At 67.8% G+C, this 25,579-nt stretch carries 19 protein-coding genes; 17 read left to right on the forward strand and 2 right to left on the reverse strand.

The genetic code is table 11. From position 1 onward, the window contains the following. The first annotated feature begins 95 nt into the window (after window positions 1-95). The 17 genes from ACZK2G_RS02955 (at window position 96) to pncB (ending at window position 24,818) form a co-directional block, all read left to right on the forward strand. Complete coding sequence (locus ACZK2G_RS02955; RefSeq protein WP_478474650.1) at window positions 96-7,274, forward strand: ESPR-type extended signal peptide-containing protein; 7,179 nt, start codon at window positions 96-98, stop codon at window positions 7,272-7,274. Between the two features lie 158 nt (window positions 7,275-7,432). Further along, entirely contained in the window at window positions 7,433-9,286 is a 1,854-nt protein-coding gene (locus tag ACZK2G_RS02960) for a S8 family peptidase (RefSeq protein WP_478475555.1), read from the forward strand. Between the two features lie 136 nt (window positions 9,287-9,422). Continuing rightward, complete coding sequence (gene gspE, locus ACZK2G_RS02965; RefSeq protein ID WP_136638604.1) at window positions 9,423-11,144, forward strand: type II secretion system ATPase GspE; 1,722 nt, start codon at window positions 9,423-9,425, stop codon at window positions 11,142-11,144. A gap of 24 nt (window positions 11,145-11,168) precedes the next feature. Then, a complete protein-coding gene (xpsF, locus tag ACZK2G_RS02970) occupies window positions 11,169-12,389 on the forward strand; it encodes a type II secretion system protein XpsF (RefSeq protein WP_136638603.1) in 1,221 nt (406 codons plus the stop codon). Between the two features lie 49 nt (window positions 12,390-12,438). Then, window positions 12,439-12,882, forward strand: a complete 444-nt coding sequence (gspG, locus tag ACZK2G_RS02975) for a type II secretion system major pseudopilin GspG (protein ID WP_004142831.1) — start codon at window positions 12,439-12,441, stop codon at window positions 12,880-12,882. Between the two features lie 6 nt (window positions 12,883-12,888). Then, a complete protein-coding gene (xpsH, locus tag ACZK2G_RS02980; protein ID WP_136638602.1) occupies window positions 12,889-13,383 on the forward strand; it encodes a type II secretion system protein XpsH in 495 nt (164 codons plus the stop codon). Further along, the gene (gene xpsI, locus ACZK2G_RS02985; protein WP_136638601.1) at window positions 13,380-13,799 is read left to right on the forward strand and encodes a type II secretion system protein XpsI; all 420 of its coding nucleotides are present in this window, start codon (window positions 13,380-13,382) and stop codon (window positions 13,797-13,799) included. Before xpsH ends, xpsI begins: the two co-directional genes overlap by 4 nt. After that, window positions 13,796-14,428 (forward strand): type II secretion system protein J, encoded by a 633-nt coding sequence (locus ACZK2G_RS02990; protein WP_136638600.1) that lies wholly within the window; start codon window positions 13,796-13,798, stop codon window positions 14,426-14,428. The genes xpsI and ACZK2G_RS02990 overlap by 4 nt, the downstream gene beginning before the upstream one ends. After that, a complete protein-coding gene (locus ACZK2G_RS02995) occupies window positions 14,425-15,288 on the forward strand; it encodes a type II secretion system minor pseudopilin (protein ID WP_478474654.1) in 864 nt (287 codons plus the stop codon). The genes ACZK2G_RS02990 and ACZK2G_RS02995 overlap by 4 nt, the downstream gene beginning before the upstream one ends. After that, a complete protein-coding gene (locus ACZK2G_RS03000) occupies window positions 15,285-16,430 on the forward strand; it encodes a PilN domain-containing protein (RefSeq protein ID WP_478474656.1) in 1,146 nt (381 codons plus the stop codon). Before ACZK2G_RS02995 ends, ACZK2G_RS03000 begins: the two co-directional genes overlap by 4 nt. Next, a complete protein-coding gene (gene gspM / locus ACZK2G_RS03005; protein WP_478474658.1) occupies window positions 16,405-17,124 on the forward strand; it encodes a type II secretion system protein GspM in 720 nt (239 codons plus the stop codon). The genes ACZK2G_RS03000 and gspM overlap by 26 nt, the downstream gene beginning before the upstream one ends. Further along, window positions 17,114-17,905, forward strand: coding sequence for a general secretion pathway protein GspN (locus tag ACZK2G_RS03010; RefSeq protein WP_136638597.1), 792 nt, complete (start codon window positions 17,114-17,116; stop codon window positions 17,903-17,905). Before gspM ends, ACZK2G_RS03010 begins: the two co-directional genes overlap by 11 nt. Before the next feature lie 9 nt (window positions 17,906-17,914). Beyond that, a complete protein-coding gene (gene gspD / locus ACZK2G_RS03015; RefSeq protein WP_136638596.1) occupies window positions 17,915-20,116 on the forward strand; it encodes a type II secretion system secretin GspD in 2,202 nt (733 codons plus the stop codon). A gap of 586 nt (window positions 20,117-20,702) precedes the next feature. After that, window positions 20,703-21,557 carry a glycosyltransferase family 2 protein gene (locus ACZK2G_RS03020; protein ID WP_046982655.1) on the forward strand — a complete coding sequence of 285 codons (855 nt, stop codon included), beginning with the start codon at window positions 20,703-20,705 and terminating at the stop codon, window positions 21,555-21,557. Next, window positions 21,554-22,393 (forward strand): glycosyltransferase family 2 protein, encoded by an 840-nt coding sequence (locus ACZK2G_RS03025; RefSeq protein ID WP_046982656.1) that lies wholly within the window; start codon window positions 21,554-21,556, stop codon window positions 22,391-22,393. Before ACZK2G_RS03020 ends, ACZK2G_RS03025 begins: the two co-directional genes overlap by 4 nt. Window positions 22,394-22,656: 263 nt before the next feature. After that, window positions 22,657-23,571: an IS110 family transposase gene (locus tag ACZK2G_RS03030; protein ID WP_478473386.1), complete on the forward strand. Its 915-nt coding sequence runs from the start codon at window positions 22,657-22,659 to the stop codon at window positions 23,569-23,571. A 65-nt stretch (window positions 23,572-23,636) separates the two neighbouring features. Beyond that, the gene (gene pncB / locus ACZK2G_RS03035) at window positions 23,637-24,818 is read left to right on the forward strand and encodes a nicotinate phosphoribosyltransferase (RefSeq protein ID WP_046982657.1); all 1,182 of its coding nucleotides are present in this window, start codon (window positions 23,637-23,639) and stop codon (window positions 24,816-24,818) included. A gap of 16 nt (window positions 24,819-24,834) precedes the next feature. Here the strand turns inward: pncB and ACZK2G_RS03040 are convergent, their stop codons facing one another. Both ACZK2G_RS03040 and ACZK2G_RS03045 read right to left on the reverse strand, forming a co-directional pair. After that, window positions 24,835-25,200 (reverse strand): hypothetical protein, encoded by a 366-nt coding sequence (locus ACZK2G_RS03040; RefSeq protein WP_014645902.1) that lies wholly within the window; start codon window positions 25,198-25,200, stop codon window positions 24,835-24,837. A gap of 84 nt (window positions 25,201-25,284) precedes the next feature. Beyond that, window positions 25,285-25,422, reverse strand: coding sequence for a hypothetical protein (locus ACZK2G_RS03045; protein ID WP_253079743.1), 138 nt, complete (start codon window positions 25,420-25,422; stop codon window positions 25,285-25,287). Between the last annotated feature and the right edge of the window lie 157 nt (window positions 25,423-25,579).

Below are 25,579 nucleotides of genomic sequence, written 5' to 3' on the forward strand. Positions count from 1 at the left end.
AATCACGCGAATAAACGCCCCCAGGGGACGTTGGGCCGGAAAGCCCAGCGGTGGCGTTGCTTTGCCCAAAACCAGTCCAATCAGGAGCCGTACCGATGAATCGGATTTATCGCAAGGTCTGGAACAAAGCATTGGGTCAGTTGGTGGTGGCCTCGGAACTGGCCTCCTCCGGCAGCAGCGGCGGGGTCGTCGACCAGCGCCGCGATGCAACGCAGGCTGCGCCCGCACGGTTGGCGATGGCACTGGGCCTGGTATTGGGATTGGGCATGAGCGCTATCGCTGCGGCACAGTCGGTGCAGATCGGCGGCAGCGCCACCTGCGTCGCATTCAGCGGCAAGCTGCTCGAAAAGTGCCTGATCGAAGGCACGGCTACGGCCAAGGGCAGCAACGCGGTGGCGATCGGCAGCAACAGCAGCGCCAGTGCTGCCAACAGCGTGGCGCTCGGCGCCGGCTCCAAGGCCACCCGTGCAAACACCGTGTCCGTCGGTGACACCGGCAAGGAACGGCAGATCACCAATGTTGCCGCAGGCAGCCAGGCCACCGATGCGGTGAACAAGGCGCAGCTCGATGCGCAGGCGCGTGCAACGCAGGCCGCGCTGGCCGACGTCGCCGCAGACGGTAACCGTTATTTCAAGGCCGACGGCGCTGGCGATGACAGCGACGCGGCGAAGATCGACGGGCAGGGCGCTCTGGCGGCGGGTGCCGGCGCACAGTCGCTGGCCAACGCCACCACGGCAGTCGGCACGCAGGCCATCGCCGCTGGCATCGGCGCGAGCGCCTTCGGCCAGGGCGCACTCGCGCTCGGCGATGCCAGCGTCGTGGTCGGGCAGAGCGCCGCGGCATTCGGTCTCGGCGACACCGCGGTTGGCGCAAGCGCTACCGCGGCCAGCGAAAACGGCGCGGCTACCGCACTCGGTGCACTGTCCGAAGCCACCGCTGATGGTGCGACGGCCGTCGGCGGCGGTGCCGTTGCGATGGGCCCGGGCAGCACCGCGCTCGGTCGCGGCGCTACCGCCGCCAACGAAGCGTCGATTGCAGTGGGTGCATTCAGCACCGCCGTCGGTGAATACAGCACGGCGCTGGGCTCGAACTCCGCTGCGGTGGCCACCGGCAGCGTGGCGCTCGGTGCCGGCTCGCTGGCCGACCGCGTTGATACCGTGTCCGTCGGTGCCTCCGAATACGGCCTGACCCGCCAGATCACCAGCGTGGCTGCCGGTACGGAAGATAACGATGCGGTCAACGTCGGCCAGTTGAAGGGCGTTGCCGCCGTGGCCGATGCCACCGCCAAGCGCTTCCAGGCCACCGGCAGCAGCAACAGTGATGCCGGTGCGCTGGCCGAGGGCGACGACGCACTGGCTGCAGGCGAGGCCGCCAACGCGATCGGCAACGGTGCTACTGCAGTTGGCGCTGGTGCTGGCGCCGTCGCGCAGAACGCGACCGCCGTCGGCAACAACGCGTTGGCCTCGGGCCAGAACAGTGCAGCGTTCGGCAACAACGCACAGGCCAACGGCCCGGGCAGTGTTGCCGTGGGCGGTGCTGCGGTGGACGCCAACGGCAACCCGCTGATCACCAGCGGTGGCGTACCGGTGGAAACCGGCGCCACCAGCGCCGGCGTCGGTGGCACTGCCGTCGGTGCCAGCGCTGAAGCCAGCGGTTTTGCCGCGTCGTCCTACGGCGTGGGTGCCTATGCTGCCGGCGCACAAGCGTCGGCGTTCGGTGCGGTGGCCAATGCCATCGGTGATTACTCCACCGCGTTGGGTACGCAGAGCAATGCCACCGGCACCAGCAGCGTCGCCATCGGCGGCCCGGCCGATCTGATTCCCGGCCTGGGCTTCTTCGTGCAGACCCAGGCCAGTGGCGAAGCCGCGACCGCCGTCGGCGCGGGCGCCATTGCCAGTGGCGATCGCGCGGTGGCCAACGGCAGCCTGAGCGAGGCCTCCGGTGCCGAAGCCACTGCCGTTGGCTACTTCGCCTATGCACCGGGCGAGAACGCCAGTGCCCTCGGCGCTCAGACCTGGGCCAGTGGCGCGCAGAGCACTGCCGTGGGCTACTACGCCACCGCACGCGGCGCCAACAGCGTCGCGCTCGGCGCGAATTCCGAAGCGGTGCGCGCCAACAGCGTGGCGGTGGGCAGTGCCGGCAACGAGCGGCAGATCACCAGCGTTGCCGCCGGCAGCGAAGCTACTGATGCGGTGAACAAGGCGCAGCTGGATGCCGTGGCCAGCACCGCCGACACCACCGCTCGTTTCTTCCAGGCGCAGCCGGAGGCGGGCAGTGACGCCGGCGCACTGGCTGATGGCGAGGGCGCCATCGCCGTCGGTTCCTCGAGCAATGCGATCGGTGCCGGCGCCGTTGCGCATGGCGCCGCCGCGTCGGCCATCGGCGATGACAGTGTGGCGGTAGGCCGCAACAGTGCTGCCACCGGCAATGGTGGCGTTGCCATCGGTGGCCTCGGCCAGGCCTATGATGAATTCAACCAGCCGATCATCGGTGCCGACGGCAAGGCACAACAGGTCGGCACCACCGCCGTTGCCGATGCCACCGCAGTCGGCAGCGGCGCACAGGCCACCGGGGCTGCCAGCAGCGCATTCGGCAATGCTGCCAAGGCCAGTGGTGACAACAGCTTCGCCGCAGGCGGCAAGTCACGCGCCACCGGCAGCTATGCGGTTGCAGTCGGCGACAGCGCGTTCGCCAGCAGCGATGACAGCACCGCCGTCGGTGGATACAGCTGGGCCACCGCCAGTGGCGCCGCGGCATTCGGTTCGGGTGCATGGGCGACTGCCACCAACGCGTCGGCGTTCGGCAACGCGGCCTGGGCCAGCGGCAGCGGCGCAACGTCCATCGGTTACAACAGCTGGGCCAACGGTGCCAGCTCCACCGCTGTCGGTCGCGGCGCCTTCGGCTATGGCGACAACAGCGTGGCGTTGGGCTTCCAGGCGCTGGGCAACAGCATCAACAGCATCGCCATCGGCACCAATACGGTGGCCGGTGGTGAAAGTGCCATCGCGCTCGGTGCCGGCAGCAATGCCAGCGCCAGCAACACGGTCGCGCTGGGCGCCGGTTCGGTCGCCAATCGCGCGCGCACGGTGTCGGTGGGCAGCGCCGGCAACGAACGCCAGGTCACCAACGTCGCCGCCGGCACCCAGGCCACCGATGCGGTGAACAAGGCGCAGCTGGATGCGGTTGCGACCACGGCGACAACCACCAGCCGCTTCTTCCAGGCCAGCGGCAACGGCGATGACGTAGCCGGTGCGCTCGTGGACGGTGACAACGCACTGGCCGCCGGTGATGCGGCCAATGCCATCGGCAATGGCGCCACTGCGCTGGGCAGCGGCGCCAATGCGTTGGCCAACAATGCGCAGGCGGTGGGCTTCAATGCCCTTGCCAGCGCAGCCAATGCCAGCGCCGTCGGCGCCAACGCACAGGCCACCGGCGAGTACGCCACCGCGCACGGTGCGGAAAGCGAGGCCAGCGGCGAGCAGAGTGCAGCGTTCGGTGCGGCCAGTATCGCCAGCGGTGCCGGCAGTACCGCTACCGGCGTGCTGTCCGAAGCCTCTGGCGAAGAAGCCGTAGCTGTGGGTTACTTCAGCAATGCCAGCGGTGACGCGGCAACCGCCGTGGGTAGCGAAAGCGTGGCCAGCGGCACGGCGTCAGCGGCGTTCGGTATCGGTGCCGAAGCCACCGGTGGCTACAGCACCGCCATCGGTGGCTATGCACAGGCATCGGCCTTCAATGCCACGGCGTTCGGCAATTTCGCCAATGCGTCCGGTTCCAGCAGTGTGGCAGTGGGTGGCGACTCGGAAGCGTCCGGCGCCTACAGCACCGCCACCGGCCAGGGCAGCCTGGCCACCGGCACCAACAGTGTCGCCGTCGGCGGCTCGCTGTTCGGCGTGCTGGCCACCGAGGCCTCGGGCAACTACTCCACTGCGGTGGGTGGTGGTGCCTGGTCGGGGGGCATCAACAGCACCGCACTGGGCAACGCCGCCGAATCGCGTGGTGCCAACAGCGTGGCGCTGGGTGCGGACTCGATTGCCGACCGCGACAACACCGTATCGGTGGGTGGCGGTGGCAACACCCGCCAGATCACCAACGTGGCCGACGGCACCCAGGGCAACGACGCGGTCAACAAGAACCAGCTCGATGCGGTGGCCGCTGCGGCGGAAAAGACCAGCAAGCAGTTCCAGGCCAGCGGCAATGCCGATGGCGAAACCGGGGCGCTGGTCGAGGGTGACAATGCGCTGGCCGCAGGTGACGCCGCCAATGCCATCGGCAACGGTGCCACCGCGCTCGGCAGTGGTGCCAACGCGATCGCGGCCAACGCCACGGCGGTAGGCTTCGATGCGCTGGCCACCGGCAACAACGCGGCTGCTCTGGGCAGCACGGCACAGGCCACCGGCGAAGACAGCCTGGCGCTGGGCAGTGGTGCCAGTGCCAGTGAACTGGGCGCCAGTGCCACCGGCGCGCGTGCGCAGGCCAGTGGTGCGTACAGCACCGCCAGCGGCGCCGAAGCCAATGCCAGCGGCACCCAGGCATTGGCCAGTGGCTTCCGCAGCGCGGCGTCGGCCGATGGCACCACCGCCGTCGGCGGCTATGCCGAAGCCAGCGGTCGGCTCGGCACGGCATTGGGCTACGGCTCGGCAGCCAGTGGTGCCAACACCACGGCAGTCGGCTTCGGTGCCGCTGCGGCCGGTACCGGCGCCGTTGCCGTGGGTCAGTCCAGCGAAGCCAGTGGCGAAGAAAGCGTGGCGATCGGTGGCAGCACCTTCTTCGGCCTGATCCCGTCGCGTGCCAGTGGCACCGGTGCGGCAGCGTTCGGCGCAGGCGCCTGGGCCACCGAAGACTACGCCACGGCGATCGGCTGGAACTCGTGGGCGGCAGGCGGCAGCGCCACCGCACTGGGTGCCAACGCCACCGCCAATGGCAGCAACAGCGTCGCGCTGGGCGCCGGTTCCAAGGCTGACCGTGACAACACCGTGGCTGTCGGCAAGACCGGTAGCGAGCGCCAGGTGACCCATGTCGCAGCCGGCAGCGAAGCCACCGATGCGGTGAACAAGGGCCAGCTGGATGCAGTGGCCAGTGTCGCCGACAAGACCAGCCGCCAGTTCCAGGCCAGCGGCAATGCCGATGGCGAGGCCGGTGCACTGGTGGATGGTGACAACGCACTGGCTGCCGGTAATGCGGCCAACGCCATCGGCAACGGCGCCACCGCACTGGGCAGCGGAGCCAACGCGATGGCGGCCAATGCCACCGCGGTGGGCTTCGATGCGCTGGCTACCGGCAACAATGCCGCTGCACTGGGCAACACGGCGCAGGCCAGCGGTGTCGACAGCGTCGCCCTCGGCAGTGGCGCCAGTGCCAGTGAGCTGGGTGCCAGCGCCACCGGTGCCGGCGCCCAGGCCAAGGGCGCCTACAGCACCGCCAGCGGTGCGCAGGCCACCGCCAGCGGCACGCAGTCGCAGGCCAATGGTTTCCGCGCCAGTGCTTCGGCTGACGGCGCGTCGGCCATCGGCAGCTACGCCGATGCCAGCGGCCGTCTTGGCACCGCCGTCGGTTATGGCAGCAAGGCCACCGGCGCCAATGCGACAGCGGTCGGTGTCAGCGCCAATGCCAGCGCTGCCGGCAGCGTCGCGCTGGGTGCTGGTTCGGTTGCCGACCGTGCCAACACCGTGTCGGTTGGCAGTGCCAGCAGCGATCGCCAGATCACCCGTGTCGCCGCCGGTACCGAGCGTACCGATGCGGTCAACCGTGGCCAGCTGGATGCCGTTGCCGCCACCGCAGACGGCACGGCGCGCTACGTCAAGGCCACCGGCAACGGCACGGCCAGCGCCAGCGGTACCGACGCCGCAGCCATCGGTTCGGCAGCCAGCGCCAGTGGTGCACGCAGCAACGCGCTGGGTGCCAATGCGCTGGCCATCGGCAACGGTGCATTGGCGCTGGGTACCAGTGCCGGTGCAACGGGGGCCAACTCGGTCGCGCTCGGCGCGGGTTCGCGAGCGCTCGATGCCAACGTGGTGTCGGTCGGTGGTGGCAACGGCACCGACGGTCCGGCCACGCGCCGCATCGTCAATGTGGCCGATGGCCGCATCGCCGCCGGCAGCACCGATGCGATCACCGGTTCGCAGCTCAACGTCACCAACCAGCGCGTGGGCGCAGTGGAAACCCGCGTCGGTGATTTCGATTCGCGCATCGCCACCGTTGAAACCACGGCGGCCAGCGCGGTGGGCTACGACGACGCCAGCCGTGATCGCCTGACCCTGTCCGGCTTCCAGGGCACCACCATCGACAACGTCGGTGCCGGCAGCATTGCGGCAGGCAGCCGCCAGGCGATCAACGGCGGCCAGTTGTTCCAGTCGCTCAGCGATGCCGCCAGCTTCCTCGGCGGTGGTGCCAGCGTCGGCATGCAGGGTGTGTTCGTGGCGCCGAACTATGTGATCCAGGGTGCTACCTACAGCAACGTCGGCGATGCACTGGGCGCACTCGACCGCAAGGTCAGCGAGATCGACCGCCGCAGCGCCGGTGGCACGCGTGCCGGTGCGTCCAGCCTGCGCGCGATGAGCGCCTCGCTGGATGACACTTCGTTGGCCAGCACCGCCGATGCGCCTGTGACGGCGGATGCGGCAGCGGCCAGCACCGCACGCGTGCAGGGCACGCCGACGGCCGCCGCAGCAGGTGCCGGCATTCCGGTCGGCACCCCGGCGAGCGGCCTCAATGCCGTCGCCATGGGGGATGGCGCCGTCGCCAGCGGTGCCTCGTCCACTGCCATCGGCCAGGGGGCGAATGCCAGTGCCGCCAATGCTGTAGCGCTGGGACAGGGCTCGGTCGCCGATCGGGCCAACACGGTGTCGGTGGGCAGCGAGGGCAACGAACGCCAGGTCACCAACGTGGCGGCCGGTACCACGGCTACCGATGCGGTCAACAAGGGCCAGCTTGATCGTGGCATGGCCACGGCCAACAGCTACACCGACAGCCGCGTCCAGGCTGTCACCGACAGCTTCGATGTGTTCAAGGGCGAGATCGACGGACGCCTGCGCCACATGGATCGCCGCATCGACCGCCAGGGCGCGATGAGCGCTGCAATGCTCAACATGGCCACCAGTGCTGCCGGTATCCGTACCCAGAACCGGGTCGGCGTCGGCATCGGTTTCCAGGGCGGCGAATCGGCGTTGTCGCTGGGCTACCAGCGTGCGATCAGCGATCGCGCCACGGTCACCTTCGGCGGTGCCTTCAGCAGTGACGACAGCTCGGTCGGCGTCGGTGCCGGTTTCGGCTGGTAAGCCATTCCATCGCGCCGGCGGCCACCCACGCCGGCGCAGCACCTGCAGTGAGGGCCTGGGGGGAGGTCACGGCAATCCCGGCTGGGCCGGCCGGGAGTCGTCAAGGAATGATGGCCGCAGTGTTGGTTCGAACCATGACCCAGAAGAGGAATTTCGACGTGATCAAGAAGCAGAACCTTCGCATCAATGTGCTTGCCGCCGCCGTGCTGTCGATGACGGCCGTCGGTGCCGTCCACGCCGCCGGCCTGCCGACCCGTGAGCCGGTGCGCCAGGCCAGCACCGCCCAACCGGGTGCTGAGCGCATCATCGTCAAGTACCGGGCCGGCGCTGCTGCCGCCACCGACCGCTCGGCGAAGCTGTCCACCGTGCAGTCGGCGCTGACCCGGGCCAGCCTGTCCGGCGGTACCTCACGTGCCAGTACCCTTGGCCCGCAGGTGGTACGCAAGCTCGCTACCGGTGCGGACCTGATCCGCGTGCAGGGCCGCCTGGCCCCGGCCGAACTGCAGCGCGTGCTGAAGGAACTGAAGGCCGACCCGTCGGTGCAGTACGCCGAAGCCGACGTGAAGCTGCGCCGCACCGAACTGCGTGCCGGCAACGTACAGCCGGCGCTGGTGCCGAACGATCCCTTCTACCAGCAGAACCAGTGGCACCTGCACAACGCCGTCGGCGGCATCAACGCACCGGCGGCGTGGGATGTCTCGCAGGGCGAGGGCATCGTGGTGGCGGTGATCGATACCGGCATCCTGCCGCAGCATCCGGACCTGGTCGGCAACCTGCTGGAGGGTTACGACTTCATCAGCGATGCGGAGACCTCGCGGCGCCCGACCAACGATCGCGTGCCGGGCGCGCAGGACTACGGTGATTGGGTCGAGAACGACAACGAGTGCTATGACGGCTCGCTGGCCGAGGACAGTTCCTGGCATGGCACGCACGTCGCTGGCACCGTGGCCGAGCAGACCAACAACGGCGTCGGCATGGCCGGTGTTGCCTACAAGGCCAAGGTGCTGCCGGTGCGCGTGCTGGGCAAGTGTGGCGGCTACCTGTCCGACATCGCCGATGCGGTGGTCTGGGCATCGGGTGGCACGGTGACCGGCATCCCGGCCAACACCAATCCGGCCGAGATCATCAACATGAGCCTGGGCGGCGGTGGCGCCTGTGCCAGCACCTACCAGGACGCCATCAACGGCGCCATCTCGCGCGGTACCACGGTGGTGGTGGCCGCCGGCAATGAAGCCGACAACGCGTCCAAGTACCAGCCGGCCAGCTGCGAAGGCGTGGTGACCGTGGGTGCCACCCGCATCACCGGCGGCATCACCTACTACTCCAACTACGGTACCCGCGTGGATCTTTCCGGCCCGGGCGGTGGCGGCAGCGTCGATGGCAATCCCGGTGGCTACATCTGGCAGACCGGCTCCAATGCGGCTACCACGCCGGAATCGGGCACGCCGGGCTACATGGGCATGGGCGGTACCTCGATGGCCTCGCCGCATGTGGCAGCCGTTGCCGCACTGGTGCAGAGCGCGCTGATCGCCAAGGGCAAGGATCCGCTGACCCCGGCGGCGATGCGCACCCTGCTGAAGGAAACCGCGCGTCCGTTCCCGGTCGCCATTCCGGCGGCCACCCCGATCGGTACCGGCATCCTCGATGCCAAGGCCGCGCTGGCCAAGGCACTGGAAGAACCGTGCACCGAGAACTGCGGGCCGGTGGCCACGCCACTGACCAACAAGGCGGCCATAGGTGGCCTGTCAGGTGCAGCCGGCAGCAGCAGGCTCTACAGCTTCGAAGCGGCTGCCGGCAAGCAGTTCAGCGTGATCACCTACGGTGGCACCGGCAACGTTTCGGTCTACGTGGCTGAAGGCCGTGAGCCCAGTGCCAGCGACAATGATGCCAAGTCGACCCGTCCGGGCACCTCCGAGACAGTGCGGGTGACCAAGCCGGTGGCGGCCACCTACTACATCAAGGTGGTGGGTGAAGCGGCCTACAGCGGGGTGAGCATTCTCGCCACGCAGTAAGCTTGAACTGTCGTAGTTGAATGGCCGAAGCCCGTCATCCCATGTGACGGGCTTCGTCTTTTTACGAAAGGTGGCGCAGGGGCGGCGGAAATCATGGCTTAACTGCTAAAGTCGAACCGATTGACAGGAGAGTCATGTGAACGCGCTTGCTGCAACCGCCGCCGACACCGCCGAAGGTCGCATCCTGGATGCGTTGCTGGCGCGTGGCCGGCTGAAGGAAGGCGACCTGGCACGGGCGCGGCCGCTGCACGCCGAAGCCGGTGGCAGCCTGCTCGGCCTGCTGGTGCGGCTGGGGCTGGTCTCCGAACGTGACCAGGCGCAGGCCAGCGCCGAGGTGCTGGGGCTGCCGCTGCTGGAAGGCAAGCAGCTGCCCGAGGCGCCGCCACAGGGGCTGGCCGAGGGCCTGCCGCTGTCGCTGCGCTTCCTCAAGCAGTTCCATGTGTGCCCGTTGGCGCTTGATGAACAGGGCGTGCGGCTGTGGCTGGCCGATGCCCACGATCCCTATCCGCAGCAGGCCGTGCAGCTGGCATTGGGCGTACCGGTGACGCCAGTGCTGGGCATGCGCGCCGAGATCGATGATCTGGTCGAGCGCTGGTTCGGCCAGGGCCGTAGTGCGATGGGCGCGATTGTCGAGACCGCCGATGGCGAGGGCGGTGCGGTGGATGACATCGAGCACCTGCGCGACCTTGCCTCGGAAGCGCCGGTGATCCGCCTGGTCAACCTGGTGATACAGCGCGCGGTGGAGCTGCGCGCCTCGGACATCCATGTCGAACCGTTCGAAAGCCGGTTGAAGGTCCGTTACCGCGTCGATGGCGTGCTGGTGGAGGGCGAAAGCCCGCCGGCCAACCTCACCGCGGCGGTGATCAGTCGCATCAAGATCATGGCCCGGCTCAACATCGCCGAGCGCCGCCTGCCGCAGGATGGCCGCATCATGCTGCGCGTGCAGGGCAAGGAACTGGACCTGCGCGTCAGTACCGTGCCGACCGCGCACGGCGAAAGCGTGGTGATGCGCCTGCTCGACCGCGAAACGGTGGTGTTCGATTTCCACCGCCTCGGCTTCACCGACGCCTTCCTGCCGCAGTTCCGCAAGGTGCTGGAACAGCCGCACGGCATCCTGCTGGTGACCGGCCCGACCGGTTCGGGCAAGACCACCACGCTCTATACCGCGCTGAGCCAGCTGAACACTGCCGACGTCAAGATCATCACGGTCGAAGACCCGGTCGAGTACCAGATCGAGGGTATCAACCAGATCCAGGCCAAGCCGCAGATCGGGCTGGACTTCGCCAATGCCCTGCGCAGCATCGTGCGCCAGGACCCGGACATCATCATGATCGGCGAAATGCGCGACCTGGAAACCGCGCGCATCGCGATCCAGTCGGCGCTGACCGGCCACCTGGTGCTGTCCACCCTGCATACCAACAATGCGGCCGGCGGCATCACCCGCCTGCTCGACATGGGCGTGGAAGACTATCTGCTCACCTCCACCATCAACGGCATCCTCGCCCAGCGCCTGGTGCGCCGGCTGGAACCGACCCACGCCGAACGCTACGAAGCCTCGCCGGAGGAGATCGAACGCTTCGAACTGCGCCGCCTGCAGCCGCAGGGGCCGATCCACCTGTACCGCCCGAAGCCCTCGGCGCTGGCACCGACCGGCTACCTGGGACGTACCACCATCATGGAATTCCTGGTGATGAACGACGCGCTGCGGCGTGCGGTGATGCGCCGTGATGGCATGGGCGAGATCGAGCGCATCGCCCGCGAGGCCGGCATGCGCACCATGTACGAGGATGGCCTGTCCAAGGCGCTGAGCGGGCAGACGACCATCGAGGAAGTGCTGCGCGTGACCGAGGAAAGCTGATGCGCGCAGGACGCAGGGGCTGACATGCCGAACTACCGCTACAAGGCGCTCAACACGCACGGCGAGATCTTCGACGGGCAGATGGAAGCGGCCAGCGAGGCCGAGCTGGTCGCGCGCCTGCAGGACCAGGGCCACCTTCCGATGGAGACGCAGCTGGCTGACGGCGGGGCGATCGGCGGCAGCACCTGGCGCAACCTGTTCCGCCAACGCCCGCTGCAGGGCGCGGCACTGCTGCAGTTCACCCAGCAGCTGGCGACACTGCTCGGTGCCGGCCAGCCACTCGACCGCGCGCTGTCGATCCTGCTCGGCCTGCCGGAAGACGAACGTTCGCGGCGTGCGATCACCGACATCCGCGACGTGGTGCGCGGTGGTGCGCCGCTGTCCACTGCGCTGGAGCGTCAGCACGGGCTGTTCTCGCGCCTGTACGTGAACATGGTGCGCGCCGGCGAGGCGGGTGGCAGCCTGCACGACACCCTGCAGCGGCTGGCTGACTACCTTGAACGCAGCCGTGCGCTGCAGGGCAAGGTGATCAACGCGCTGGTGTACCCGGCCATCCTGCTGGTGGTGGTGGGCGGTGCACTGCTGTTCCTGCTCGGCTATGTGGTGCCGCAGTTCGCGCAGATGTACGAGAGCCTGGACGTGGCGCTGCCGTGGTTCACCAACGCGGTGCTGCAGTTGGGCCTGTTCGTGCGCGACTGGTGGGTGCTGCTGCTGGTGGTGCCCGCCGTGCTGGCGCTGTTCTTCGAACGCAAGGCGCGGCAACCGGTGTTCCGCCTGGCGCTGGATGGCTGGCTGCTGCAGCGGCGCGGCATCGGCCGACTGCTGGGCGAACTGGAAACCGCACGGCTGGCACGCACGCTGGGTACCCTGTTGCGCAACGGCGTGCCATTGCTGGGCGCGCTGGGCATCGCCCGCAACGTGCTGGGCAACCGCGCGCTGGCCGCCGATGTCGAGGCCGCCGCGGATGAAGTGAAGAACGGCGCCGGCCTGTCGCTGGCGCTGTCGCGCGGCAAGCGGTTCCCGCGGCTGGCCCTGCAGATGATCCAGGTGGGCGAGGAATCCGGCGCACTCGATACCATGCTGCTGAAGGCGGCCGATACCTTCGAACAGGACAGTGCCCGCCGCATCGACCGCCTGCTGGCAGCGATGGTGCCGGCGATCACTCTGGTGCTGGCCTCGGTGGTCGGTGCGGTGATCGTGGCCGTGCTGGTGCCGCTGTACGACCTGACCAATGCCATCGGTTGACGATGGATTCCTACGCAACCCCGACACTTCGTAACTGAAAGGACCGACCATGATTGCTTCCCGTCGACCGATCCGCCTTTCCTTCACCGCCGCGCGCAACCAGTCAGGCATGAGCCTGCTGGAAATCATCATCGTCATCGTGCTGATCGGTGCGGTGCTGACCCTGGTCGCGAGCCGCGTGCTGGGCGGCGCCGATCGCGGCAAGGCCAACATCGCCAAGGCGCAGGTGCAGACCGTCGCGTCCAAGGTCGACAACTACCAGATCGATACCGGCAAGCTGCCTGGCTCGCTCAACGATCTGGTGACCGCACCGGCGGGCGTCGGCGGCTGGCTGGGTCCGTATGCCAAGCCGGCTGACCTGAACGATCCGTGGGGCCACGCGCTGGAATACCGTGCGCCGGGTGAAGGCCAGCCGTACGAGCTGATCAGCCTCGGCAAGGATGGCAAGGCCGGCGGCAGCAGCGTCGACGCCGACATCCGCTACCAGCCTTGATCCTGCATGACGTATTTCCTGCCGCGCCGGCTGCCTCGCCCGCGCCTGCACGGCAGGCGCGCAGCGGGCCTGTCGCTGCTGGAAATGCTGCTGGTGATCGCGCTGATTGCAGCGATCGGCCTGATCACTGCTGCCGGCCTGTCACGTGGCTTTGCCGGCATGCAACTGCGCAGTGCCGGCAAGGACATCGCCAACCAGCTGCGGGTGGTACGCGCGCAGGCGATCACCCGGGGTGAACCGCAGCGCTTCGTGATTGAACCGGCGCGACGCCGCTGGGAAGGTGCCAATCAACGCCAGGGTGAAGTGCCTGCGCAGCTGCAGGTGCAGTTCGAAGGCGCCGCGCAGCTGGCCACCGCACCGGGGCAGGGCGTGATCGAGTTCCATCCCGATGGTGGTTCCAGTGGCGGCCGCATCCGCCTGCAGCGCGACGGTGCCGAGTGGCGCATCGATGTTGGCTGGCTGACCGGCGAAGTGCGCTCCGGCCCATGGCGGGCGCAATGAAGCGGCGTGCGCGTGGCTTCACCCTGCTGGAAGTGATCATCGCCTTCGCCCTGCTCGGGTTGGCGCTGACGCTGCTGCTGGGCAGCCTGTCCGGTGGTGCGAAGCAGGTACGTGAGGCCGGGCTGCGCACGCGCGCGGTGCTGCATGCGCAGTCGCTGCTGGCCGAGACGGGAGTCGCCACGCCGCTGCAGGTCGGCCGCCAGCAGGGCGACTGGGAGCAGGGCCGCTATCACTGGGAGCTGCAGGTGCAGCCGTGGGTGGAGCCGCGTGCAGGTAGCGTGGTGCAGTCACAGTCGCCGGGTGCGCCCTGGCTGGCCGAGCTGCAGCTGCAGGTGCGCTGGGGTGACAGCGAGCGCGAACAGCTGCGCTGGCGCAGCCTGCGCCTGTTGCCGCCGGATCTGGAGAGCGCGCGATGAAACGGCGCGCTGCGGGTTTCACCCTGATCGAGGTGATGCTGGCCACGGTGCTGCTGGCCGGTGGCCTGGCCCTGGCGTTCGCCAGCGTGCGCTCGGCGATGGCGGTCAGCCAGCGCGGCGAGCAGATCGCTGCCGAGAGCGAACGCATGCGCGCGGTGCAGGCGCTGCTGCGGCGTCAGCTGGCCGGCGCGCTGCGCACACCGCTGGAAGTACCCGACCCCACCCGTGAGCCGATCTTCTTCCAGGGCGAAGAACAGCGCATGCTGTTCGCCGCCGACCTGCCCGGCTATCTCGGCCGCGGCGGACCGTACCTGCACGCGTTGCAGGTGGACGGCCGCAGTGGCCAGCAGCGCCTGCTGCTGGACCTGGTGCTGCTGCAGGAGGGCGAGCGCATCGCAGAAACGCCGCCGCGTCCACCGGAAGTGCTGGTGGACGGCCTGAAGTCGGTGCAACTGCGCTATCGCGGCATTGACGCCAGCACCGGCCAGGTGACCGATTGGCTGCCGCGCTGGGACGATACGCGGCGCCTGCCGATGCTTGTGGAAGTACAGATCGTGCCGGCCAAGGGCGCGCCCTGGCCGGTGCTGGTGGTCGCACCCCGTGCCGGTGGCAGCGGAGGTGCGCGATGAACCGGCAGGGTGGCGCCGCGCTGGTGCTGGTGTTGTGGCTGATCGCGTTGATGACTGCACTGGTCGGCGCCTTTGCACTGAGCGCGCGGGTCGAGCACCTGCAGCAGCGGGTGCTGGATGACGACGCGCGCGGCCAGGAGCGTGCACGGGCCGGCCTGGAATACGCGCTGATGCGCCTGTCCGCCGATCCGCAGCGGGCCCCGTGGCGGGCCGATGGCCGTACCTATCGCTGGACGTTCGATGACGCCAGCATCGAGATCAAGGTGCTGGACGAGAACGGCAAGATCAACCTGAATCTGGCCGATGTGGCTCTGCTGACCGCTTTCCTCAAGGCGCTGGGCGAAGACGAAGGAGCCGCACGGCAGCTGGCCGGTGCCATCGTCGACTGGCGCGACGAGGACAGTCTGCTGCAGCCCGGTGGCGGTGCCGAGGCGCCCGACTATGCCGCGGCCGGGTTGCCGTATGGCCCGCGCAACAAGCGTTTCGAGACCCTGGGCGAACTGCAGCGGGTGCTCGGCATGCCCGGGCCGTTGTACCAGAAGATGCTGCCGCACCTGACCCTGTACAGCCGCCAGGCACGCCCGGATCCGCAGTTCGCCAGCGCACCGGTGCTGACCGCATTGGGGCTGGATGCCGACACCGTGCTGGCCCAGCGCGCCCAGCAGGAGCGTGATGCCGATACCGCTGCGGGTGCGACAACGCTTGCCAGCAGCAGTGGCACCTATAGTATCGAGTCCCGTGTCATCGACGGCAGTGGACGCCGGTCGGTGTTGCAGGCAGTGGTTCGCAATGGCTCGGGCGGGGTTCCCGGGCAGTCCTACACAGTGCTTCGCTGGGAGCAGGGAATGACAGCAAGATGACGGCTTGGCAGGACAGTCTGCGGCAGGTTCAGGGCCGGATCGGCCCGGGCGCTGGCCGCTTCCTGCGCTGGTGGCGGCAATCGCTGCTGGCGTGGGTGCCGGCACGTTGGCAGTGGGCGCTGGGTTGGGCACAAGCGCGCCTGCTGCTGCTGCGCGAGGGTGACCAGCTGCAGATCTGGCGTGAGGCCGGCGAACGCCGCGAAGCGGTGGCGACCTTGCCGTGGCCGTTGTCGCCGGCCGAACTGGACCGCGTTCTGGAGCCGCGCCTGCGCAGCCTGCCGCGGGTGTGGCTGTTGCCGGCCAGCGAAGTGCTGCGTCGCCATCTGCGCCTGCCGGCGGCGGCGGCCGACCGCCTGCGCGCGGTGGTCGGCTTCGAGATCGACCGGCAGACACCGTTCGAATCCAGCCAGGTCAGCTATGACGTGCGTGAACTGGGCAGCGCCGGTGAAGGCCAGTTGCAGGTTGAACTGATCGCCTGGCCGCTGCGCCAGCTGGAGGCCTGGCGTGGCAGCGTGGGCGAGTGGGCCGATACGTTGGCCGCCGTCGACGCGATTGATGCGCAGGGCGATCCGCTGCACGTGAATCTGCTGCCGCCCGCGCAGCGCCAGCTGCGACCGGACCCGATGCGGCGCTGGAACCTGCTGCTGGCCCTGGCCGCGCTGGTGATGCTGGTGCTGGCCGCCCTGCAGCTGCTCGACAACCGCCGCGCCGCCGCCGATGAACTGCGTGCCCAGGTTGAACGCAGCGCGCGCAATGCGCGTGGCGTGGCCAGCGAACGTGCGCAGCTGCAGGCGCTGATCGACGGTGCCGCGTTCCTCGAAAAGCAGCGCAGCCAGCGCGCCGGCACGGTGGAAATCTGGAATGAACTGACCCGGCGCCTGCCGGAGGGCACCTACCTGGAAAAACTGGCCATCGAGAACAACAACCTGCAGCTGATCGGGCTCAGCCGCGAGGCCTCGCAGCTGGTGCAGCTGCTGCAGGATGCGCCGCAGTGGCGCAAGGTCAACCTGACCGGCGTGCTGCAGGCCGACGGTGCGGCCAGTGGCCGTGACCGTTTCACCATGACCGCTGAACTGCAGCCGATGGCGGCTGCGGCTCCGGAAGGGGAGGCGGCCGATGCCGATGCCAAGCGCGCGCCGTGACCGCTGGCTGGCACTGGCACTGCTGCTGGCAGTGCTCGGCCTGGCCTATCTGTTGCTGGTGCACCCCTGGTTCACCCAGCCGCTGCGTGAGATCGATGCCGATGTCGCGGCCCTGCGCGAGCGCGAGCAGCGTGTACAGGCGCAGCTGCAGCAGCAGCCGCAGATCGAACAGCGCCTGCGCGCTACCCGCGAAGCGTTGCAGCAGCGGCCGGGCTTCCTGCGCGAAGCCACCGCCGAAGCCGCCGCCGCCGCGCTGGGTGGCAAGCTGCAGGATGCCGTGGCGATGGCCAGCCCGGGTAACCGCAGCTGCACCATCAGCAACCGTACGCCGCTGACCGACAACCGTCGCGATGCCGAGTTCGTGCGCGTCGCCATGCAGGTACGCCTGCGTTGCGGCGTGGCCGAACTGGCCACCGTGCTGCACAGCCTGGAAACCGGCAGCCCGCGCCTGTTCGTCGACAACCTCAACCTGATCGCACAGCGTTTCCAGCAATCGCCGAACGAATCCGGGCTGGGCCTGGATGTGTCCTTCGAACTGGCCGGCTATCTGCTGCCGGGCGCTGCGGCCGAAGGGGCCACGCCAACACCCGCAACCGGGCCGGCCGGCACCCCGCAGCCGCCTGCAGCGGCACCGGTGGCTGCACCGGTACCGGATGCACCGGCCGAGGGACAGGAGGTGGCTGATGAAACTTGAGCAGATCAGCCTGCGCACCGGTTTCCTGCTGGCCCTGGCGGGCTGGGCGGCAGCAGTCTGGCTGGCCACCGGCTTCGGCCTCGGCAGCCAGTTGCCGGGCGTCGATGGCAATGCCGATGCGGCGCCGTCACTGCCCGGCCTGCCGTCGCTTGCCGCCGAACGCATGGCCAGTGCGGACAGCTACAGCGCGATCGGCGAGCGCCCGTTGTTCGCCGAGGACCGCAAGCCAAAGCCCTATCTGCTTGGTGGCAGCGAGCCCGCTGCCAGCGCCGCATTGCGCCTGACCGGCGTGCTGCTGACCGGCGATTTCGGCATGGCCACCTTCACTACCGAACAGAACCGCTCGCTGCGCCTGCGCCTCAATGGTGAGGCCGTTGATGGCTGGCAGCTGGTCGCGCTGGCGCCACGCCAGGCTACTGTGATCGGTCCCGGTGGCAACCAGGTGCTGGAGCTGGCGGTGTTCAACGGTCAGGGCGGTGAGCCGCCCACCGTGCTGCGCGGCGCCAACGGTGCACCGCCGGCGGGTGGAATCATTGTGCCGCCCCCGGCAGGTGCTCCGCCGCCACCGCCTGCCGCTGCAGCAACGGCACAGCAGCCGCCAGGTGGCAGCGCAGCACCGGCGGCCACACCGGCGGCCGCTACGCCTCCCGCCAACACCAACGGTCCCAGCGAAGCGCAGATGCAGGCCATCCGCGAACGCATCCAGGCCCGCCGCCGCCAGCTGCAGCAACAACAGCAGCAACAACCGTCGCCGCCCCCGGGCGATGGCACCAACCGATAGAGTGAATGCATGAACCTGCGTTTCCTTCCCTGGTCCTTTGCCCTCGCGCTGCTGGTTGGCTGCAGCACGGTGTCCGCGCCGCACGTGCAGCGCAAAGGCAACCTGACGTCCACGACCGATGCCGGCCAGGCGGCGGAAGTGGCTGCCGATGCCGCCCGTGACAGCCAGGGCGCGCCCCAGGCGGTCATCCGCCGCGGCACCGGCACCATGATCAACCGCGAAGCCGCGCGCGCGCCGGCGCCGGCACTGCACGGGGCCAGTACCGGCGAGGCCACCTTCAACTTCGAGGGGGAATCGGTGCACGCGGTGGTCAAGGCCATCCTCGGTGACATGCTCGGGCAGAACTACGTGATCGCACCGGGCGTGCAGGGCACGGTCACCCTGGCCACGCCGAAGCCGGTGTCGCCGGCACAGGCGCTGAACCTGCTGGAGATGGTGCTGGGCTGGAACAACGCACGCATGGTGTACAGCGGTGGTCGCTACAACATCGTGGCTGCCGACCAGGCATTGGCCGGCACTGTCGCACCAAGTACGGCGCCGGCGGCCAGCGCACGCGGTTTCGAGGTCCGGGTGATCCCGCTGCAGTTCATCTCCGCAACTGAAATGAAGAAGGTGCTGGAGCCGTACGCGCGCCCCAACGCCATCGTCAACGTCGACAGCGGCCGCAACGTGATCACCCTTGGTGGCACCCGCGCCGAGCTGGAAAACTACATGCGCACCGTCGAGATCTTCGACGTCGACTGGTTGTCGGGCATGTCGGTGGGCGTGTTCCCGATCCAGTCGGGCAAGGCCGAGCAGGTTGCAGCCGATCTGGAAAAGGTGTTCGGTGAAGAGAGCAAGACCCCCAGCGCCGGCATGTTCCGCTTCCTGCCGCTTGAGAACGCCAACGCGGTGCTGGTGATCACCCCGCAGGTGCGTTACCTGGACCAGATCCAGCAATGGCTGGATCGCATCGATACCGCCGGTGGCAGCGCCCGCCTGTTCTCCTATGAGCTGCGCTACATCAAGGCACGCGACCTCGCCGAACGCCTCAGTGAAGCCTTCGCCAGCAGCGGCAACCGCGGCGGCTCCAGCTCCGGCTCATTGGCGCCCGGCGCGATTCCGTCGCAGTTGGGCAGCGATGGTGATCGTGGCATGGACAGCAACAACAGCAGCAACTTCGGTTCGACGTCAGGTAGTGGTTCCAGTGGTACCGGCAACGGCAGCATGAACCTGCCGCAGCGCCAGGCCGGCAACGTCAGCGTCAGCCTGGAAGTGGAGGGCGACCGTGTCGGCGTGTCGGCGGTGGAAGAGACCAACACCCTGCTGGTCCGTTCGAGCCCGCAGGCCTGGCGCTCGATCCGCGAGGTGATCGAGAAGCTGGACGTGATGCCGCTGCAGGTGCACATCGAAGCGCAGGTGGCCGAAGTCGCACTGACCGGCGACCTGAAGTACGGCGTGAACTGGTTCTTCGACAACGCCGTAGCCGGGCGTGCACTGGGCGGCGCGCTGGGTGCGCTGACGCTGCCGCCGGCCGCCGGCGGTTCGTGGAGCACCTTCGCGGGCGCGGTGACCGGTGCCGAAGGCGCTGGTTGGGCGTTCACCGGCCACAATGGCGCAGCGGTGGTGAGCGCGCTGGACAAGGTCACCGATGTACGCCTGCTGCAGACCCCGTCGGTGTTCGTGCGCAACAACGCCGAAGCCACGCTCAACGTGGGCGACAAGGTGCCGATCAACACCACCACGGTGAACACCGGCATCGGCACCAGCAGCTACAGCTCGGTGCAGTACATCGACACCGGCGTGATCCTCAAGGTACGCCCGCGGGTGACCCGCGACGGCACGGTGTTCCTCGACATCGTGCAGGAAGTGAGCAGCGCTTCCGACGTGCCGGAGAACTGCAACCCGACCGAGCGCAACTGCAACCCGCGCATCTCCACCAAGAAGCTGTCGACCGAAGCGGCGGTGCAGAGCGGTGACACCATCATGCTGGCCGGCCTGATCACCGATACGGCCACCGATGGCAGCAGCGGCATTCCAGGCCTGAGCCGGATTCCGGTGGTGGGCGCGCTGTTCGGGCAGAAGACCCGCACCAGCCGTCGTTCTGAAGTGATCGTGCTGCTGACGCCGAGCATCGTCCGCAACAGCCAGGAAGCGCGCAACCTGACCGACGAGTACAGCCAGCGCTTCCGCGCGATGGAACCGCTGAACCAGCCGCGCGCAAAGAAGTAAGGGGTTTACGGCCGGGCTGCGCCCGGCAACCGCAGAGGCCAGAGCTGGAGCAACAGCAACAGCAACAGCGGGTTTCTGCGGGATGGCGGGGCGGTGTGGGTTGTCAGGACACGCCGTAAACCCGTCCCTGGGGGCTCGATGGCGCCATCCATGGTGCCAACCCACACCGCCCCACCCCTGACAGATTCCTGCGGCTGTTGGTAGGTGTCGACCTTGGTCGACACGGTAGATCCACGCCATGCGTGGATGAATGTCTGTCAGATTTCGAAATCAGAAAATGGGGGTCAGATCCGTTTTCCTCTGGAAAACGGATCTGACCCCCATCGGCATGTCCAGCAGATCGCAGAAATCTGTCGAAGGCGGGGTGGGTCCGGTTGCGGGGGACGCTGCAAGTACGTCCATGTAAGCTCGGTCGCCGCATCCATGCGGCTCACGCCCCTGCAACCGGACCCACCCCGCCATCCCACACGAACCCAGCCTTTGCTTCGGCTGTTGCTGTTGCTCCGGCCTGAAGCGGGCGCCGGGTGCAACCCGGCCGATACCCTCCCAGTGCTAGGCTGTGTCCACCGACAACCACGGAGGCGGGATGGGGGCGATCGTGTTGTTGCCGCTGTGCGTGGACGATGCTGCGCTCGACCGCTGCCTGGCCGCGCTGGATGCCGGCACCGCGCCGGGAACCGCGGTCTGGCTGGCCGATGACGCGCAGACCGGGCCGCGTGCGCAGGCGGTGGTGGAGCACTGGTTGGCGCATACGCCGTTGCAGGCCGAATACACCCGCCGCGCGCGGCCGCTGGGCGAGGTCGCCCATCTGGATGAGATGCTGCGCGCCTGCGAGGGCCTGGACGTGGCCGTGCTGGCGCCGGACAGCGTGCCCGCACCCGGCTGGCTGCAGCAGCTGCAGGACGCCTTCGCCCGCGATGCCGCCATCGCCACCGCAACACCGTGGTGCAATGCCGGCGAAACCGCCGCGTGGCCGCGATTGGGCGAAATCAATCCCGAGCCGGAGGACCCGGCGCTGCTGGCACACGCCTGTGCCACGCTGCCAGTGCTGCATCCGGAGCTGCCCTCGGCAGTCACCCACGCGGTACTGGTGCGCGGCAACGCGCGTCGCCGCGCCGGTGGCCTGGACGTGGAGAGTTATGCGGGGTGGAACGCGGCGCTGGTCGACCTGAGCCTGCGCATGGCCGGGCTGGGCTGGCGCAATGTCCTGTGCGAAACAGCCTTCGTCGGCCGCGCAGGGGAGGCCATCAGCCGCGATGGCGATCTTGAAGCGCTGGCCGCGCGCTGGCCGGCCTGGGTGCCGCGGCTGGCCGATTTCCTGATGCACGATCCGTTGCACGGGATGCGCGCCGATCTGCAGCAGCGCATGCAGCAGGCGATAATACCGGCCGAGCAGGGTGACCTGTTCGTCCCGTCATCCGCGCCGGAGCCTCACGCTTGAATGTTGCCATTGCCGCCATCGTCGTCACCTACCAGAGCGGCAGCACCATCGATGCCTGCCTCTCACGGCTGCGCCAAGCGCAGGACGTGGCCGAGATCCGGGTGATCGACAATGGTTCGGTGGATGGCACGCTGGAGATCGTGCAGCGACACGCCAGCCATGACCCGCGTGTGCGCTTCATCGGTAATCCGGACAATCCCGGCTTCGCCGCCGCCAACAACCAGGGCGTGGCCGATTCGGGCAGCCCGTGGCTGGCCTTCATCAATCCGGACCTGATGGTCGAACCGGAAACGCTGGCCGGATTGCGCAGCCGCGCCGACGCGCTCGGTGACTGCCTGCTCGGTGTCGAACAGCTGGATGAGCATGGCCACGCCGATGAGGCCGTGCGCCGCCGCGACCCGGATTTCCTGTTGATGCTGCGCTCGCCGGGCAAAGGCTCGAAACTGGCCGTTCCCCGTGACCCGCAGCAGGCACTGCAGCGGGTACCGGCGTTGTCCGGTGCCTTGCTGATGATGTCGCGCGCACTGTTCGACCGTATCGGTGGCTGGGACGCTGGTTACCGCCTGCATGCCGAAGACCTGGACCTGTGCCGTCGTGCCCGCGAGGCCGGCGCAGTGGTGGCGATCGCCAACGATCTGCAGGTCACCCACGTGCGCGGCGTATCCAGCCGCTCACGTCCGTTCTTCGTCGAGTGGCACAAGCACAAGGGCCTGTGGCGCTATTTCCAGAAGTTCGAGGCCAGGCAGCGTTCGCTGCCGGTACGCGTGGCGGTGTGGGGCGCGATCTGGGCGCACGCGCTGATGCTGGTGCCGCGCCTGCTGCGCAGGTCGTTGTAGAGCCGAGCCCACGCTCGGCTCAGGCAACAATCCAGCCGAACGTGGGCTCGGCTCTTATCTCTTGCGACTCTGGCACCTTAGGTGCCGAGAGCCCGGCGCGGGCGACCGTTCGGCTCTAGGTCTTCTCGATCGCTCTGTAGCAAGGATCTCCGCGCCGGTTTCTCCCTGATCCGCCCGAACAGTTGATCGAGTTGGCGCTCGCACTGATAAGACTGGGCAAGCGGGGGGAGCTCTCGGCCCTGTCAGCCTAGCGGAGTTATCTCATGTTTGGGATCGGGATCGATGTCAGTGGTGAGAATCTGGATGTTGCCGTCCATGAACAGGCCTTTCGCCAGTTCAAGAACAGCAAACGTGGCTGGAATAGCCTGATCCGGTGGTTGCAGCAGTGGCCAGCCAAGCAGGTCGTGCTCGAGGCCAGTGGCGGCTACGAGCAAAAGGCACTGGATGCGCTGCATGAAGCAGGCCTGCCGATGGTACGAATCAATCCTGGCCGTGGCCGCAGCTTTGCCTCAGCCACGGGAAAGCAGGCCAAGACCGATCGTATTGATGCCATGGTGCTGGCCCACATGGCCGATGCCCTAAAACTGACCCGCTACGTACCGCCAGCGGCTTGGCAGCGCCGCCTGGGTGAGCTGTGCCAGCGACGTCGCCACCTGGTCCAGATGCGGGTGAGCGAGCATCAGCGCATGCGCGCGTTCAGCGAACCCAGCCTGATTTCCATGCTGAATCAGCACCTGGGCGAGATCCAGAAAAGCATCAAGCAGCTCGACGCCACCATCGCAGCGCTGCTGGCCGAACAGGAAGGATGGCGTGACTTTGCCAAGCTCAAAGGTGCCGGCCCGGTGTTGATGGCAACCCTGGCCTGCGAGCTCCCGGAGCTGGGCAAGCTCAGCGGGAAAGCCATCTCGGCCTTGGTAGGGGTTGCCCCCATGAACCGCGAAAGCGGAACCTGGAAAGGGCGACGATGCATCACCGGAGGCCGCGCCGTTGTACGCGAAGCGCTCTACATGGCGGCGCTGACGGCCAAACGCTATGAGCCTCGGCTCAAGGAATTTTTTGAATCCCTCGTCAAGCAGGGCAAGCCGGGCAAGGTGGCTTTGGTCGCGGTGATGCGCAAGATGCTGGTGATCCTCAACGCCCGCAAAAGGGATGCGGAGGCCCAGATGGCCTCCGCCTGACAAGACAGTTGCTACAGAAGGCCGGCGCGCCCACGGTTCACTCCGTCGGGCGCATAATCCGCCCCATGCCTATCATCCAGTCCCTGCTCGACACCGACCTGTACAAGTTCACCATGATGCAGGCGGTGCTCCACCAGCATCCCGGCGCCCAGGTGCAGTACCGGTTCAAGTGCCGCACGCCCGGCATCGAACTGGCCCGCTACATCGACCAGATCGACGAAGAGATCGACCACCTGTGCAGCCTGCGCTTCAGTGACGTGGAGCTGGACTACATGCGTGGCCTGCGCTTCGTGAAGCCCGACTTTGCCGACTTCCTTGGCCTGTTCCACCTCGACCGCAAGTACATCCAACTGCGCGCGTCGAAGACCGTGCCCGGCGAGATCGAGCTGGATATCACCGGCCCGTGGCTGCACACCATCCTGTTTGAAGTGCCGCTGCTGGCGATCATCAACGAGGTCTGGTTCCGCAACACCACCACCGCCGACTTCGCCGAAGGCGAGCGCCGCCTGCAGGCCAAGGCCGCGCTGCTGCGTGATACCCCCGGCTTCGAGCAGTGCCGTATCGCCGACTACGGCAGCCGCCGCCGCTACTCGCGTGACTGGCATGCCCGCCTGCTGCCATTGCTGCGCGATGCACTCGGGCCGCAGCTGGTCGGCACCAGCAACGTGCACTTCGCGCGCCTGTATGGCATGACTCCGCACGGCACCATGGCCCATGAGTACCTGCAGGCGTTCCAGGCGCTGGGCCCGCGCCTGCGTGATTCGCAGGTGGCGGCACTGGAGTCATGGGCACGCGAATACCGTGGCGACCTCGGCATCGCGCTGTCCGATGTGGTCGGCCTGGACGCGTTCCTGCGCGACTTCGACATGTACTTCTGCAAGTTGTTCGACGGCGTGCGCCACGACTCTGGCGATCCGTTCGACTGGGGTGACCGCATGCTGGCGCATTTCCAGCAGCGCCGTGTCGATCCACGCAGCAAGGTGCTGGTGTTCAGCGATGGCCTCGACATCGTCAAGGTGATGCGCCTGTACGACTACTTCCGTGGTCGCTGCCAGGTCGCCTTCGGCGTCGGCACCCACCTGACCAATGATCTGGGGCCAACGCCGCTCAACATCGTCATCAAGATGGTCCGCTGCAACGGCCAGCCGGTGGCCAAGCTCAGCGATTCGCCGGGCAAGAGCATGTGCGACGACCCTGGTTACCTGGCTTACCTGCGCCAGGTCTTCGAGCTGCCGCAGCCGGAGTAATGCCGGCCTGCGGGTCTTACAGGTAGTCGACCACCACCAGGTAGGCGCCCTGCAGCGGCTGCTGCTTCGAGGCCTGCACGCTGTAGCGCTCGGAGAAGGCGATATCACCGGCGCGCATCGCGCTGGCCGACACCGACAGCTTCTGGCCCTGGCGCTTGCCATCGCGCAGCGTTGCGGCCTGGCCATCGGCCAGCGCCGTCACGGCCACCGTCGAGCCCTTGGCCGATGGCGGGCAGGCCGCCAGGCTCAACTCGCCCTGGGACAGGTTCGTCGTGCAGCCCGGCTCAGCGATGCGACCGCTGAAACGGATGCTGCCGCTGCTGGCCTGGGCCAGTGCACTGACGGACATCAGGGCCACACACAGCAGGATGGAGTTCCTCATGACACGTTCTCTGGTTCGGTGTGTCCTAGTTAGCGACAGGTTCGATCCGTCTTTAATAGGACGTTTCCGAATCTGCTAGGGCCATCACCAAGAAAGAGTGATGCGCATCAAATAAGGCGATTTCCCGCTGAAAAAGCCTGTTCTTGCGTTGGCGCCGCAGGTAGCCAAATGCGTCAGCGGGTGGCGCTCACCGCCGATCATGGCGCCCGTCAAATCCCTCATGCCCCCGATTCCGGCGTTCCGCCTACCACGTCACATTTCGAGCGTCAATAAATCGTCGTTCAGAAAAATAATGAGACTTTCATCACAGTTGTGCCTATACTTGCGTCACGGATTCAGGGGAAGGTATGTCCGAGTCCGGCCACAGGTGAGACGCAAG

It is taken from the genome of Stenotrophomonas sp. 107298_Sma (assembly GCF_056480345.1).

Excerpts from the sequence above, each read along its gene's own strand:
- ACZK2G_RS03010 (WP_136638597.1), top strand. The coding sequence starts at position 17,114 with ATGAAACTTGAGCAGATCAGCCTGCGCACCGGTTTCCTGCTGGCCCTG.
- ACZK2G_RS03040 (WP_014645902.1), bottom strand. The coding sequence starts at position 25,200 with ATGAGGAACTCCATCCTGCTGTGTGTGGCCCTGATGTCCGTCAGTGCA.
- gspM (WP_478474658.1), top strand. The coding sequence starts at position 16,405 with ATGCCGATGCCAAGCGCGCGCCGTGACCGCTGGCTGGCACTGGCACTG.
- xpsF (WP_136638603.1), top strand. The coding sequence starts at position 11,169 with ATGCCGAACTACCGCTACAAGGCGCTCAACACGCACGGCGAGATCTTC.
- gspD (WP_136638596.1), top strand. The coding sequence starts at position 17,915 with ATGAACCTGCGTTTCCTTCCCTGGTCCTTTGCCCTCGCGCTGCTGGTT.
- ACZK2G_RS03000 (WP_478474656.1), top strand. The coding sequence starts at position 15,285 with ATGACGGCTTGGCAGGACAGTCTGCGGCAGGTTCAGGGCCGGATCGGC.
- xpsH (WP_136638602.1), top strand. The coding sequence starts at position 12,889 with ATGACGTATTTCCTGCCGCGCCGGCTGCCTCGCCCGCGCCTGCACGGC.
- ACZK2G_RS02990 (WP_136638600.1), top strand. The coding sequence starts at position 13,796 with ATGAAACGGCGCGCTGCGGGTTTCACCCTGATCGAGGTGATGCTGGCC.
- ACZK2G_RS03020 (WP_046982655.1), top strand. The coding sequence starts at position 20,703 with ATGGGGGCGATCGTGTTGTTGCCGCTGTGCGTGGACGATGCTGCGCTC.
- ACZK2G_RS02995 (WP_478474654.1), top strand. The coding sequence starts at position 14,425 with ATGAACCGGCAGGGTGGCGCCGCGCTGGTGCTGGTGTTGTGGCTGATC.
- pncB (WP_046982657.1), top strand. The coding sequence starts at position 23,637 with ATGCCTATCATCCAGTCCCTGCTCGACACCGACCTGTACAAGTTCACC.
- ACZK2G_RS03045 (WP_253079743.1), bottom strand. The coding sequence starts at position 25,422 with ATGAGGGATTTGACGGGCGCCATGATCGGCGGTGAGCGCCACCCGCTG.
- gspG (WP_004142831.1), top strand. The coding sequence starts at position 12,439 with ATGATTGCTTCCCGTCGACCGATCCGCCTTTCCTTCACCGCCGCGCGC.
- ACZK2G_RS02955 (WP_478474650.1), top strand. The coding sequence starts at position 96 with ATGAATCGGATTTATCGCAAGGTCTGGAACAAAGCATTGGGTCAGTTG.
- ACZK2G_RS03030 (WP_478473386.1), top strand. The coding sequence starts at position 22,657 with ATGTTTGGGATCGGGATCGATGTCAGTGGTGAGAATCTGGATGTTGCC.
- xpsI (WP_136638601.1), top strand. The coding sequence starts at position 13,380 with ATGAAGCGGCGTGCGCGTGGCTTCACCCTGCTGGAAGTGATCATCGCC.